The 14,291-nt window shown below is 65.2% G+C and carries 11 protein-coding genes; all 11 read left to right on the plus strand.

What is annotated here, in order from left to right; all coding sequences use genetic code 11:
* Positions 1–94 precede the first annotated feature (94 nt).
* The 11 genes from M1D44_RS11895 (at position 95) to M1D44_RS11945 (ending at position 14,280) form a co-directional block, all read left to right on the plus strand.
* Complete coding sequence (locus tag M1D44_RS11895; protein WP_316852741.1) at positions 95–2,605, plus strand: acyl-CoA dehydrogenase; 2,511 nt, start codon at positions 95–97, stop codon at positions 2,603–2,605.
* Positions 2,606–2,639: 34 nt separating this feature from the next.
* Complete coding sequence (locus M1D44_RS11900) at positions 2,640–4,052, plus strand: 3-oxoacyl-ACP reductase (protein WP_316852742.1); 1,413 nt, start codon at positions 2,640–2,642, stop codon at positions 4,050–4,052.
* Between the two features lie 34 nt (positions 4,053–4,086).
* The gene (locus tag M1D44_RS11905; protein ID WP_024976592.1) at positions 4,087–4,980 is read left to right on the plus strand and encodes a MaoC/PaaZ C-terminal domain-containing protein; all 894 of its coding nucleotides are present in this window, start codon (positions 4,087–4,089) and stop codon (positions 4,978–4,980) included.
* Positions 4,981–4,984: 4 nt separating this feature from the next.
* Complete coding sequence (locus M1D44_RS11910) at positions 4,985–6,304, plus strand: acetyl-CoA C-acetyltransferase (RefSeq protein WP_024976593.1); 1,320 nt, start codon at positions 4,985–4,987, stop codon at positions 6,302–6,304.
* Between the two features lie 89 nt (positions 6,305–6,393).
* Positions 6,394–8,133, plus strand: coding sequence for an AMP-binding protein (locus tag M1D44_RS11915; RefSeq protein WP_316852743.1), 1,740 nt, complete (start codon positions 6,394–6,396; stop codon positions 8,131–8,133).
* A gap of 20 nt (positions 8,134–8,153) precedes the next feature.
* Positions 8,154–9,059 carry a DUF1571 domain-containing protein gene (locus M1D44_RS11920; protein ID WP_024976595.1) on the plus strand — a complete coding sequence of 302 codons (906 nt, stop codon included), beginning with the start codon at positions 8,154–8,156 and terminating at the stop codon, positions 9,057–9,059.
* Between the two features lie 211 nt (positions 9,060–9,270).
* Complete coding sequence (locus M1D44_RS11925) at positions 9,271–10,200, plus strand: OmpW/AlkL family protein (RefSeq protein ID WP_024976596.1); 930 nt, start codon at positions 9,271–9,273, stop codon at positions 10,198–10,200.
* Between the two features lie 140 nt (positions 10,201–10,340).
* Complete coding sequence (locus M1D44_RS11930) at positions 10,341–11,339, plus strand: NAD(P)/FAD-dependent oxidoreductase (RefSeq protein WP_024976597.1); 999 nt, start codon at positions 10,341–10,343, stop codon at positions 11,337–11,339.
* Positions 11,340–11,429: 90 nt separating this feature from the next.
* Positions 11,430–11,843, plus strand: a complete 414-nt coding sequence (locus tag M1D44_RS11935) for a hypothetical protein (protein WP_024976598.1) — start codon at positions 11,430–11,432, stop codon at positions 11,841–11,843.
* Positions 11,844–11,895: 52 nt separating this feature from the next.
* Positions 11,896–13,266: a tRNA (N6-isopentenyl adenosine(37)-C2)-methylthiotransferase MiaB gene (miaB, locus tag M1D44_RS11940; protein WP_045203723.1), complete on the plus strand. Its 1,371-nt coding sequence runs from the start codon at positions 11,896–11,898 to the stop codon at positions 13,264–13,266.
* A 21-nt stretch (positions 13,267–13,287) separates the two neighbouring features.
* Positions 13,288–14,280, plus strand: a complete 993-nt coding sequence (locus tag M1D44_RS11945; protein ID WP_024976600.1) for a PhoH family protein — start codon at positions 13,288–13,290, stop codon at positions 14,278–14,280.
* The last annotated feature ends 11 nt before the right edge of the window (positions 14,281–14,291 follow it).

Raw genomic sequence — 14,291 nt, forward strand, 5'->3', positions numbered from 1 at the left:
CCCGTGTGCTGGCACGGGAGTCGCTCGGGCATTCGGCAGGTGCCGCCGCGTGTTCGAGACATCCGGCACATAGACGCATCGAATGGAGACCCTCATGACGACAATCTGGATCGTCCTGCTTTGCATCGGCGTGCTCGGGCTCGCCAGCATGGAAGCCTCGGCATTCGCTTGGCTGGTCGTGACCGCGGCGTGGCTGGTGGCCGGCGTCTGGCTTGGCCTGGTCGGCCCGGTGATGACCACGGTACTCGCCATCGTCTTTGTGCTGCCGGCGCTGGTGCTCGCGCTCAAGCCGCTGCGCCGGGCACTCATCACGCGCCCGGTGCTGGCGATGTTCCGCAAGATCATGCCGGAGATGTCGCAAACGGAGCGCGACGCCATTGAAGCGGGTACCGTCTGGTGGGATGCCGAACTGTTCTCCGGCCGACCCAACTGGTCGCGATTGCTGTCTTCGCCTCCGCCGCGCCTGTCGGCGGAAGAGCAATCGTTCCTCGACGTGGAAACCGAAAAGCTCTGCGACTTGGCCAACGATTGGGAAAGCACGCAGATCTGGCAAGACCTGTCACCCGACGCGTGGGCCTATGCGAAGCGTGCCGGCTTCCTCGGCATGATCATCCCGAAGGAATACGGCGGCAAAGGCTTCTCGGCGTACGCGCACTCGCAGGTCATCATGAAGCTGTCGACGCGCTGCTCCGCCGCAGCCGTGTCGGTCATGGTGCCAAACTCGCTCGGCCCTGCCGAACTGCTTCTGCACTACGGCACGGAAGCGCAGAAAAACCACTACCTGCCGCGCCTCGCACGCGGTGAAGAAATTCCCTGCTTTGCGCTGACCAACGCGTATGCCGGCTCCGATGCCGCAGCCATTCCCGATGTGGGCGTGGTCTGCCGCGGCATGCACGAAGGCCGCGAGACGCTTGGCTTTCGCGTGACATGGAGCAAGCGCTACATCACGCTCGGCCCCATCGCGACGGTGCTGGGGTTGGCGTTTCGCGCGGTCGATCCGGATGGCTTGCTCGGCGGCGACAAGGAACCCGGCATTACCTGCGCGCTCATCCCCACGAAGCATCCGGGCGTAAACATCGGCCGCCGCCATTGGCCGCTTAACGCGGTGTTCCAGAACGGCCCGAACTCCGGCAAGGATGTATTCATTCCCATCGACTGGGTCATCGGCGGCCAGGCGCAAGTCGGCCGTGGCTGGCGCATGCTGATGGAATGCCTGGCGGCGGGCCGTGCGATTTCGCTGCCCTCTTCAAACGTGGGCATGGCCAAGCTGGCCGTGCGCAGCACCGGCGCCTATGCCGCCGTGCGACGCCAGTTCCGTACGCCCATCGGCAAGTTCGAAGGGATCCAGGAAGCGCTCGGTCGGATGGGCGGCAATCTGTACATGATGGATGCCGCGCGGCGCCTGTCCGCGCTCGCCGTAGACCTGGGCGAGAAGCCCTCGGTCATCTCCGCCATTGCCAAGTACCACGTCACCGAACGTGCGCGCGATGTGGTGACCGATGCGATGGACATCGTCGGCGGCAAAGGCATCTGCATGGGGCCGAACAACTTCCTGGCGCGTGCGTATCAGCAAGTGCCGATCGCCATCACGGTGGAAGGCGCGAACATCATGACGCGCTGCCTGATCATCTTCGGGCAGGGCGTGATCCGCTGCCATCCGTATGTGCTGCGCGAGATGACGGCCGCACAAGGCGCCGATTCACCCGAGACGCTGCAGGCGTTCGATACGGCACTGTTCGGCCACGGCGCGTTCATCGCGGGCAACCTGGTGCGTGCGTTCCTGCATGCGCTCTCCGGCGGGCGCGTGGCAAGCGCCCCGGGCAATGCCGCACCGGAAATGCAGCGGTATTACCGGGCCGTGAACCGCTTCTCGACCGCGCTGGCGCTGTTGTCCGATGTGTCGATGTTCACGCTGGGCGGCACACTCAAGCGCCGCGAGAGCATCACGGGGCGGCTTGGCGACATCCTCTCGCAGATGTATCTGATCTCGTCCACGCTCAAGCGCTTTGAAGATGAAGGCCGCCCGGCAGAGGACGCGCCGCTCGTGCATTGGTCAGTGCAGGACGCGCTGGTGAAGGCGCACGATGCGCTCGACGGCGTGTTGGCCAACTTCCCGAACGCGGGCATCGCAGCGCTGCTGCGTGCGCTGATCTTCCCGTTCGGCACGCCATATCGCAAGCCGTCGGATGCGCTGGCTGCGCAGGTTGCCGAGCTGATGCAAACGCCGGGCGCTGTGCGCGATCGCCTGCTGGCCGACTCGTACTGCCCAACGCCCGAGGTCGACCCCATCGCCTATGGCGAAGCGGCCTTCCGCCTGCAACCCGCGGTGGATGCGATCGAGCAACGCTTGAAACCGGCCATCCGCGCAGGCAAGCTGCCGCCGGTGCCACAAAGCCTGCCCGATTTCGAAGCCTGGACCGCGCAAGCCGTCGCACAAAACCTCATCGACGATGGCGAACGCAAGCAACTGTGCGACTACGCGCGCTACGGTGAACACGCAGTCGCCGTGGATGACTTCCCGCCCGACTTCAACCTGATGGCCGACCTGCAGCGCCGCAAGGATGCGCTCGATGCCCTGCAGGCCGCCGAGCGCCGCGCAGCCTGATGGCCCAGGGGCCGGACAAACGAGAACAACAACGATGCAAGACAAGTACCTCGATTTCGTCGGGTCCGGTTTCGGCAAGTGGCTGTCGGCCAACCTTGGCCTGCCGCAGCCCGTGCCGTTGCGCCGTTATGTGCCGGGGGAACCGGAATTTGTCGGGCCGTTCCTGGTGGGCGCGGCCCCGGGTGGCTCCATGCGTGAGGCGCTCGCCGCGCTGTTTGCCGAGACCGGCGTACCCACGCGCTTTCATGAAAGCGATCCGGAATGGCTCGGCGCTGCCAACCGGCACGGGCAAATCACCGGCCGCTTTGTCGCGCCCACGGGCAAGGAAGGCGACGCGTTTGATCGCATCGGCGGCATCGTCTTCGATGCCACGGGCATTGCGTCGATCGACGGCCTCGACGCGCTGTATCACGTGTTCCACGACGGCGTGCGCGCCATCGGCCGGTGTGGCCGTGTGGTCGTGATCGGTCGCCCGCCGGAAGGCTGCAAGACGCCCGAGACGGCGATTGCGCAGCGCGCGCTGGAAGGGCTCACGCGTTCGCTCGGGAAGGAAGTCAGGCGCGGCTGCACGGCGCAGCTCGTCTATGTGGCAGAGGGGGCGGAAAACGTGGCCGCGTCGACGCTGCGGTTTCTGCTGTCGGCACGCTCGGCGTATGTGTCGGGGCAAGTGGTGCGCGTGCATCGCGCCGCAGCGGTCTCGGTGGATTGGCAGAAGCCGCTGGCAGGGCGCACCGCGCTGGTCACCGGCGCCTCGCGCGGCATCGGTGCAGCCATTGCGCACGTGTTGGCGCGTGATGGTGCGCGCGTGCTGTGCCTGGATGTGCCGGCCGCGCAGGAAGCGCTGAACGCGGTCGCACAGGAAATCGGCGGTGAAGCCATGGCTTACGACATTGCCGCACCGGAAACGCCCGCCCTGCTCGCGCAACAACTTGCTGCATTGGGCGGCATCGACATCCTCGTGCACAACGCAGGCATCACGCGCGACAAGACCATCGCCCGCATGACCGAACCCGCGTGGCGCAGCGTCCTCGACATCAACCTGACTGCGCAATTGCGCATCAACGACGCGCTGTTTGCAGCCAATGCGCTGCATGCGGGCGGAGCCATCGTGTGCGTGTCGTCCATCAGCGGTATTGCAGGTAACCTCGGGCAGACCAACTACGCGACATCCAAGGCGGGTGTGATTGGCCTCGTGCAGGCTGGCGCCCCGTTGCTGGCCGAACGCGGCATCACCATCAACGCCGTTGCGCCAGGCTTTATCGAAACGCAGATGACAGCGGCCGTGCCGTTTGCCATCCGCGAAGCCGGCCGCCGCATGAACGCGATGAGCCAGGGCGGCCAGCCGGTCGACGTGGCCGAGACGATTGCGTGGTTCGCCAACCCCGCGTCGAACGGTGTGACAGGCAACATCGTGCGCGTGTGCGGGCAAAGCCTGCTGGGAGCCTGACGCAACCATGCGCTCGCTAGCCCTGCACTCCCCGATGATCGCGACCCAGACGCTGGTGACCGAGCCGCCGTCGCCGGGTGCATTGGCCTGGCGCGCGCTGCTTTCGCAACGCAAGGGCAAGCGCGGCGGGCCGTTGCCGCGCCACACGCTGGTACGCCAGGAAGTGCCGCTTGCAGCCGAACACATCGCGCAGTACGCAGCGGTATGCGGCTTCTCCTCGGCGCATGGCGTGCCGATGACGTATCCGCATCTTCTGGGCTTTCCGCTGCAGCTCATGCTGATGACGGAATCGGCGTTTCCGTATCCGGTAATCGGCCTGGTACACCTGTGCAACACGATCCGCCAGCACCAGCCTCTGCAGGCGGGCGAGCGTGTGCGCGTGGAAGTACGCCCGCGCCGGTTGTTCCACCATGCACGCGGGCAGGCGTTCGGCATCGAAACCGCCATCATCAAGGCCGGCGCAGTGGTGTGGGAATCGCTGTCGACCTACCTGCGCGTGGGCGTGCCGTCGCCGCAGGGCGCGCCATTGATTGCACTGCCGAGTGCACAAGACCTGTCGCCCGATGGCCGCTGGGATGCACCCGCCGACACCGGCCGCCGCTACGCCGGGGTGTCGGGCGACTGGAATCCGATCCACGTGTCCAGCATCGGCGCAAAGCTGTTCGGCTTTGCGCACCCAATCGCCCACGGCATGTGGACGAAGGCCCGCGCGCTGGCCGCGCTGCTGCCGGCGGCACCGCTCACCCAGGGCGAGGTGGTGGCCGAGTTCAAAACGCCGCTATCGCTGCCCGGGGCAGCGACGCTGTGGCAAGCCAACGAAGCCACTCCCGGCCGCGCGTTTGAAGTGCGCAACGCCACGGGCGACAAACCCTATCTGCGCGGCATGCTGACGCTGCCGCAAGCACAACAAGAAAACACGGGAGACTGAATCCATGCTCGTCAACGCGCAGGTGCGCCGCGTCGCCATCCTCGGGGGTAACCGCATTCCGTTCGCGCGCTCGAATACGGCCTACGCTACGGCGTCGAACCAGCAGATGCTGACCGCCGCGCTGCAGGGCCTGATCGACCGCTTCAACCTCCACGGCCAACGACTGGACGAAGTCGTGGCCGGCGCAGTCATCAAGCACGCGCGCGATTTCAACCTCACGCGCGAGACGGTGCTCTCAACCACGCTCGCCAAGCAGACACCCGCATACGACATACAGCAGGCATGCGGCACGGGGCTGGAAGCGGCCATCCTCGTCGCCAACAAGATCGCGCTGGGGCAGATCGACGTGGGTATTGCCGGCGGCACGGATACCACCTCCGATGCGCCTGTTGGGCTGAACGAAAAGATGCGCAAGATCCTGCTGGAGGCCAACCGCGCCAAGTCCACCGGCGCGCGCGTCAAGGCGCTGGCCGGTCTGCGGCCGTCAATGTTCGTGCGCCCATTGCTACCGCGCAACAGCGAGCCGCGCACCGGCCTGTCAATGGGCGAACACTGCGAATTGATGGCCAAGCGCTGGGGCATCCGCCGCGAAGACCAGGACGCGCTGGCCCTGCGCAGCCACCACAACCTCACGGCCGCTTACGAGCGCGGTTTCTTCACCGACCTCATGACCGCTCACCTCGGGCTGGATCGCGACAACAACCTGCGCAGCAACCTGACCCTCGAGCAACTGGCGAAGCTGCAGCCGGTATTCGACCGCGGCGCGGCCGGCACCATGACCGCCGGCAATTCCACGCCGCTCACCGACGGCGCATCGTGCGTGCTGCTCGCCAGCGAAGACTGGGCGCGTGCGCACAACCTGCCCGTTCTGGCCTACATGACCTGCGCGGATACGGCTGCCGTCGATTTCTTCAGCGGCACGCCGGAGCAGAACGAAGGGCTGTTGATGGCGCCGGCCTATGCCGTCTCGCGCATGCTGCAACGCGCGGGGCTCACGCTGCAGGACTTCGACTACTACGAGATCCACGAAGCCTTTGCCGCGCAGGTGCTCAGCACGCTCGCCGCCTGGGAATCGCCCGAATACTGCCGCGAAAAACTGGGCCGCAGCGCCCCGATGGGCAGCATCGACCGCACCAAGCTCAACGTGAACGGCAGTTCGCTGGGCACGGGCCATCCGTTTGCCGCCACGGGCGGGCGCATTGTCGCGACGCTGGCCAAGATGCTGGCACAGCGCGGCGGCGGGCGCGGGCTGGTGTCGATCTGTGCCGCTGGCGGACAAGGCGTGGTGGCCATTCTGGAGCGCCCCGAAACGATGTCGCATTGAACCTTCGGGCCAATACGGGAACGGCCCGACCCGAGAACCCGCGCGGCACATAACAGAACCACGCCGCGTTTTTCATGGACGGAGACACCATGAACACCGTTGCTGACCGCAACAGCCTTACCGACCGCATCTGGCTGAAGTCGTACCCCGAGGGCGTACCCGCCGAGATCAATCCCGATCGCTATCACTCGCTGGTCGAGGTGTTTCGTGAATCGGTCGAGAAGTACCGCACCCGCGTCGCCTACGTGAGTGTCGGCACCCAGATGACCTACGACGAATGCGAACGCCAGGCCAAGCAGTTTGCGGCATGGCTGCAATCGCGCGGCGTGAAGAAGGGCGATCGCGTGGCGATCATGCTGCCCAACAGCCTGCAATATCCCGTGTGCCTGTTCGGCACGCTGCTGGCCGGCGCCATCGTCGTCAACGTCAACCCGCTGTACACGGTGCCGGAACTGGCGCACCAGCTGCGCGATTCCGGCGCACAGACGATCGTCGTGCTGGAGAACTTCGCACGCACGCTGGAACAGGCGCTGCCCGGCAGCGAGATCCGCAACATCGTCATTACCGGTATTGGCGATCTGATGGGCGGCGCGATCAACCTCAAGGGCCGCGCGCTGAACTTCGTGATGCGCAACGTGCAGAAGCAGGTACCGCCCTACAAGCTGCCCTCGCCGGTCTGGCTGCGCGATGCGCTGGCCGTAGGCCGCTCACGCGCGATGCAGCCGGTGCAACTGGCGCCGGAAGACATCGCCTTCCTGCAATACACCGGCGGCACCACGGGCGTGGCCAAGGGCGCGATGCTCACCCACCGCAACATCATCGCCAACCTGCTGCAGGCGGAAGAGTGGTCCAAGAGCATGCTCAACGGCGGCGTGGAAACCAACGTCACGCTGCTGCCGCTGTATCACATCTTCTCGCTCACGGTGAACCTGCTGATGTTCATGACGCTGGGCGGGCGCAATATCCTGATCGCCAATCCGCGTGACACCAAGCGGGTGATCTTCATCCTGCGCAATGAGCGCTTTTCGGGCATTGCGGGCGTGAACACGTTGTTCAATGCGCTGCTGGAAGATCCGGACTTTGCCAAGCGGGATTTCTCGGCCATGAAGATCACCATCGGTGGCGGCATGGCAGTGCAGCGCGCGATCGCGCAGCGCTGGAAAGAGGTGACGGGCCATACCATCGTTGAAGGCTACGGGCTGACGGAGTGCTCGCCAGTCGTGTCGATGAACCCGCCGCACGTAACCGAATTCAGCGGCACGATCGGGCTGCCCGCGCCGTCCACCGAAGTACGCTTCAAGCGCGACGACGGCACGATCGCGCCGCTGGGCGAACCCGGCGAACTGCAGGTGCGCGGGCCGCAAGTCATGCGCGGCTACTGGCAGCGCCCCGAAGACACCGCCAAGTCCATCGATGCCGAAGGCTGGTTCTCCACCGGCGACATCGGCGTGATGGACGCCAACGGCTACATCCGCCTGATCGACCGCAAGAAGGACATGATCCTGGTCTCGGGTTTCAATGTGTACCCGAACGAGATCGAAGACGTAGTGGCGCTGCACCCCGAAGTGCTGGAGGTGGCGGCCATTGGCGTGCCAGACCCGGTGGCTGGCGAACGCGTGAAGATCATCGTGGTGCCGCGCAACGGCGCGCTGACCGAGCGCGCGCTGCTCGAACACTGCCGCGCCCATCTGACCGGCTACAAGATGCCGCGCATCGTCGAGTTCCGCCACGAAGAGTTGCCCAAGTCGACGGTGGGCAAGATCCTGCGCCGCGAACTGCGCGATGCCGATCCGGACATCAAGCGCGCCCGCGCGCAGGCGCAGCAATAACAACATCACCGGAGACTTGTATGCGCTTGCGTACTCTCGCCCTGGCCATGGTACTGGCAGGCGCCGCACACGCCTGGGCCCAGCCCGCCACGCCGGATGCTTCCGTGCCTGCGGCAGCCGCACCGACGGCCACATCGCAATCGGCGGCCATCGGCAGCTTTGCCGCCATGGACATCGCCAGGCAGACGGCTTGGCTCGGCAGCCAGGTCCACGCCAACGCGTTTGCGGGCTGGTCTGACGAAGACGTCCTCGCCATGGCGCAGGCCATGAAGCCCGAAACACTGGTGCGCTGGCTCAAGGGCGAGGCGGCCAAGCTGCCCGAATATGAATACCGCATGCGCCGCCAGGAACGCGTGAAAGACCAGTGGCAAAGCCAGCCGGCGCTCATGCTCATCCGCTACCGCAACGCGCCCCGACAGGTCTACGCGCGCTGGCTCAAGGGCGGCTCGCACGCTGGTCAGGAAATCATCTATGACGAAACCGTGCGCAAGGACGAGATGTACGGCCACCTGGGCGGCCTCGTCGATTTCGTGGCGATCTGGAGCGCGCTGGATGGCTCGCTGGCCAGATCGCAGTCGAACCACACGGCACGCGAGCTGGGGCTGCAGTTCATCGTCGATACGCTCGAGCGCGACGGACGCGCCCACGTGGCAGCCGGCAGCAGCGGCAAGTTCAGTGAAGCCAAAATGGTGACCGAAGACGGTGAGCGCATGCTGCGGCTGACCTGGGATGCGCCAAGCGGACCACCCACGTTCTACGCCAAGCGCGTGCGCCTGTACTTCGACCTCAAAAACCCGTGGGTGCGCATTGAAGAAGCGTGGGATGAATCGGGCAATCAGCTCGAGAAAATCGTCATTGAGAGCGTGGCGCGCAAGACGTGGAGCGACCAGACTTTCAACCCGAAAAATCCGGAATACAAATTTTAGACAGCAGCCCGGAGACCGTTGTGGGCCAAGGCTCCGCCGACCGGTGGAGAGTATGAAACGAGACTAGGGGAAACCCCTTGTTGCGTGCGTACACGCTAGAGGAAAACTTCGATCGTCGCAGCGCAACCGAACAAAAGCGCTGCGTTATGCTGCGGAAACACAAATCGCCACACCAAGGCGTGATAACAATCCAATCCAGAGAGACAACCACATGAACCGCACCGCCCTCCGCCTTGCTGCAGCCCTTGCCTGCGCTGCCGCCAGCACCCTTGCTGCCCCCCTGGCTCACGCCCAATCCACCGCAGAGGCCAACGTGGCCGCAAGCGCCAGCAGCGGTAGCGGCAGTGGCATCAGCAGCAGTGGTGGCGGATTCAGCGGCTTCATGGACAACTACGTCTGGGGCCGCAACGTCATGGCACTGGGCTGGTTCTACATCCGCCCGATGGATTCGGCCACGCCGCTGACCACCACCACCAGCGCACTGGGCCTGGGCACCTACCAGTCGCCAGGAACTGACGTGAAAGTCAGTAACGCCAATACGCTGTCGCTCACGTTCACGCACTTCTTTACCGACAACATCGCCGGTACGTTCGTGGGTGGCGTGCCTCCCAAGTTCAACCTGTATGGCAGCGGCAATGTGATCGCGCCGGTGCCGGTTGTTGGGCCGCTGACGCTGATCAATCTGGGCCTGCCGCAAAACAACCCGGTCGCCACCGTGCGTGAATGGAGCCCGGCAATCGTCGCGCAGTACTACTTCGGCACCAAGGAAAGCAAGCTGCGCCCGTTTGTCGGCGCAGGCGTCAGCTACAACTTCTTCACCAACCTGAAGCTGAACCAGAACTTCGTCAACGGCCTGCAAAACCTGGGTCAGGTGCTGCAGCTCGGCATGGGCCAGGTTCCGACGGGCCCGGCCAAGGTGACGGCGGAAACGTCCAGCTCGTGGACGCCGGTCGCCAACGTGGGCGTGTCGTATGAGTTCGCCAAGAACTGGACCGCCATCGGCACGGTGTCATACCTGCCGCTGAAGACGACCTCCACCATCACGATCCGCAGCCAGCAAGGCCAGGTGCTGGCGGTCAACAAGACCGACATCAAGGTCGACCCGATCGTGTTCGGGCTGGCTGTGGGTTACAAGTTCTAAGCCGCAGAATTGCTCCATCGCAAAACGCCACCTCCGGGTGGCGTTTTTCATTGGGGCGCGACCCGATATCATGGCGGACTATTACGCGCCGATTTGCGCGCCGATTTCCGGATCCCTCGCCCCACACCCACGTCACATCCATGAGCCAGCCTTCCATCGCCATCGTCGGAGCCGGCATTGCCGGTGTTGCCTGTGCCAACGCGCTTGCCGCAGAAGGCATTGCCACCACGGTCTATGAGCGCGCGGGCGGTGTGGGAGGCCGGCTGGCCACCACGGTGCTACCCGAGTCCGCCCCTGCGTATGCGTTCGACCACGGCGCGCAGTCGTTCAACGTGCGCAGCGAGGCCTTCCGCCGCGCGGTAGATGCTGCTGGCCGTCAGGGTTCGGTGCTGCCGTGGCCCGCGCGCTGGGGCCATCGCACGGTCGACGCCCTGCAAGCCGATTCACGCGACGAAGCCCGTTACGTCGGCCTGCCCGGCATGGGCGCGCTGGTGCGCAGCCTGGCCGCGCCACTGGATGTGCGTTTCGGTCACGCCGTCACGCGTGTCGCGCACGATGGCCGGCGCTGGACGATTGAGCGCAATGGCACGGACACCGCCTACGCCGACATCGTCGCCCTGGCCTTGCCAGCGCCTGAACTGCCGGCGCTGTTTCATGGCGCCACGCCGGCGTCGCTGCAGGAAGCCATCGCCCCGGTGCATTACGCCCCGTGCTGGGCGCTGATGATGGGTTTTGCGCAACCGCTGGACCTGCCGTATGACGGCATCCGCATCGACGACGACATGCTCGCCTGGGCGGCCCGCGACAACACCAAGCCGGGGCGCGTCATGGTCGATGAATCCTGGGTGGTGCATGCGTCGCCGGGCTGGTCGGCAGCGCACGCTCAGGACACCCCCGAACAGGCGCTCCACGCCATGTACGCACGCTTTGCCGAAGCCTTCCCGGGCACGCCGCAGCCTGATGTGGTGGCCGCGCACCTGTGGCCGCACGCGCTGGTGGAGCAGTCCGCCGGCATGCCGTGCCACTGGGACGCCGCCGCCCGCCTGGGCGCCTGCGGTGACTGGTGCGAAGGCCCGCGCGTGGAAGCCGCGTTCCTGAGCGGTGTTGCGCTGGCGGCCAAGATTGCCGAAGCGCTATAAGACTTGGCCCCGGAACGCTACAATATCGGGTTGTCTCGTGTTTCGTGTGCCGGGTCGCTCACCCGGCGGTGGCTTTCTTCTGACGACGCCATGCGCACCCGACGCCAAGTCCTCGCCCTCGCCTTTGCTGCCGTTACTGCGGCCGCGGCGCCGCTGCTGTCTCATGCGCAAGTGCTGCGTAACATTCCGGCGACGGCTCCGGCGGCCCAGTTGACCATCAATTCGGCCAACTCCGGCACGCTGAGTACCGGCAGCACCGGCGTCGTCCGTATCCTGCTGTTGGGCTTCGGGAGCACCAGCGCCGATATCCGCTTCGCCCCGGGCGTGCGGATTCTGTCGCTGGATGGGCGCCTGTTGCCGACCTCCACGGTGGTCGGCCAGACGTTCAAGGTGCGCTATCAGCTCGATCTGTATCAGCAGTTGCTGACCGCCTGGGTTGTCAGCGATGACGATTACAAGGCCGCGGTGGCTGCCCAAAATCAGGCGCAAACGCAGTCTCAGTAGTCAGAGCACCCCACGAAGCACGTGCCCCCAGGTCAACCACTGTGAACGGCACATGAAAAAAGTCTTCATCAAAACCTACGGCTGCCAGATGAACGAGTACGACTCGGACAAGATGTCCGACGTGCTCAACGCGGCTGAAGGCCTCGTCCCCACCGACACGCCCGAAGATGCGGACGTGATCCTCTTCAACACATGCTCCGTGCGCGAGAAAGCGCAGGAGAAGGTGTTCTCCGAACTCGGCCGCGTGAAGGCGCTCAAGGCGCTCAAGCCGGATCTCGTGGTCGGCGTGGGCGGCTGCGTGGCCAGTCAGGAGGGCGCCTCCATCGTGGCGCGCGCACCTTACGTAGACGTGGTGTTCGGCCCGCAGACGCTGCACCGCCTGCCGGAGCTGATCGCCGCGCGCCGCCGCACGGGCCGCTCGCAGGTCGACGTGTCGTTCCCCGAGATCGAAAAATTCGACCACCTGCCGCCTGCGCGCGTCGATGGCGCCACCGCTTTCGTGTCGATCATGGAAGGCTGCTCGAAATACTGTAGCTACTGCGTGGTGCCGTACACGCGCGGCGAAGAAGTCTCGCGCCCGTTCGACGACGTGCTTGCCGAAGTGGCCGGCCTGGCAGAACAGGGCGTGCGCGAAGTCACCCTGCTGGGCCAGAACGTGAACGCCTACATCGGCAAGATGGGCGACACGAGCGAGCGCGCCGATTTCGCGCTGCTGCTCGAATACGTGGCCGAGATTCCGGGCATCGAGCGCATCCGCTACACGACCAGCCACCCGAAGGAATTCAGCTCGCGCCTGATCGAGGCCTATGCCACCAACCCGAAGCTCGTCGACCACCTGCACCTGCCCGTGCAGCATGGCTCCGACCGCATCCTGATGGCGATGAAGCGCGGCTACACGGTGCTCGAATACAAGAGCAGCATCCGCAAGCTGCGCGCGATCCGGCCGAACATCTCGATCGCCACCGACTTCATCGTCGGCTTTCCTGGCGAGACCGATGCGGACTTCGCCAAGACGATGGACCTGATTCACGAGATCGGCTACGACACCTCGTTCAGTTTCATCTACAGCCCGCGCCCCGGCACGCCGGCCGCCAACCTGCACGACGATACGCCGCAGGCCGTCAAGCTCGAACGCCTGAAACATTTGCAGGCGACCATCGAAGAAAACGTAGCGCGCATCAGCCAAGGCATGGTCGGCAGCGTGCAGCGCATTCTGGTGGAAGGCCCGTCGCGCAAGGATCCGACCGAACTGCACGGCCGCACCGAGAACAACCGCGTCGTCAACTTCGCGCTGCCAGATCTGCCGCAGGCGCGCCGCGAACAGCTGATCGGCCAGATGCTGGACGTGCGCATCGTGCACGCCTTCCCGCATTCGCTGCGTGGCGAAGTGGCGGAACAGCGTACGGCCAGCGCGACTCACTGATCGTCAACACGACCTGACTTGATGAAACCAACCACCGCAGAATTCACAGCGCCGAAGAACGACAACACGCGCCTGCAGAACCTGTGCGGGCCGCTGGACGAGAACCTGCGCCAGATCGAGCAGGCGCTGGACGTGACCATCAACCGGCGCGGCAGCAAGTTCACCGTGCGCGGCGCCAACGCACAAGGCGCGGCCAACGCGCTGGAAACGTTCTACAACGCCGCGCGCGAGCCGCTGTCGGTGGACGACATCCAGCTCGGCCTGGTGGAAACCCGCCAGGTGGCCGCACACGGCGCTTACCTGCCGGAATCGAGCGCCGACGTGCCGGATGGCAATGATCTGTCGCCGGTGCTGCACACGCGGCGTACCGATCTGCATGGCCGCACACCGATGCAGCGCGAGTACCTGCGCAGCATCCTCTCGCACGACCTGTCATTTGGTATCGGCCCGGCGGGTACGGGCAAGACGTATCTGGCCGTGGCCTGCGCGGTGGATGCGCTGGAGCGCGATGCCATCAAGCGCATCGTGCTGACACGCCCGGCGGTGGAAGCCGGCGAGCGCCTGGGCTTCCTGCCCGGCGATCTCGCACAAAAGGTGGACCCGTACCTGCGTCCGCTGTACGACGCGCTGTACGACCTGCTTGGCTTCGACAAGACGCAGAAGATGTTCGAGCGCCAGATGATCGAAATCGCGCCGCTGGCGTACATGCGCGGGCGCACGCTCAATCACGCCTTCATCATCCTGGACGAAGCCCAGAACACCACGCCGGAACAGATGAAGATGTTCCTCACCCGGATCGGCTTCGGCTCCAAGGCGGTGATCACCGGCGACACAACGCAGATCGATCTGCCGCGCGGCCAGAAGAGCGGCCTGATCGAAGCGCAGCATGTGCTGCGTGACGTGCGTGGCGTGTCGATGACGCGCTTTACCAGCGTCGACGTGGTGCGGCACCCGCTGGTGGCCCGCATCGTCGAGGCCTATGACGAATTCCATGCCCAGCATAAAGATGCATAAGGACGCCTGAA

This window comes from Ralstonia sp. SA306 (assembly GCF_054792405.1).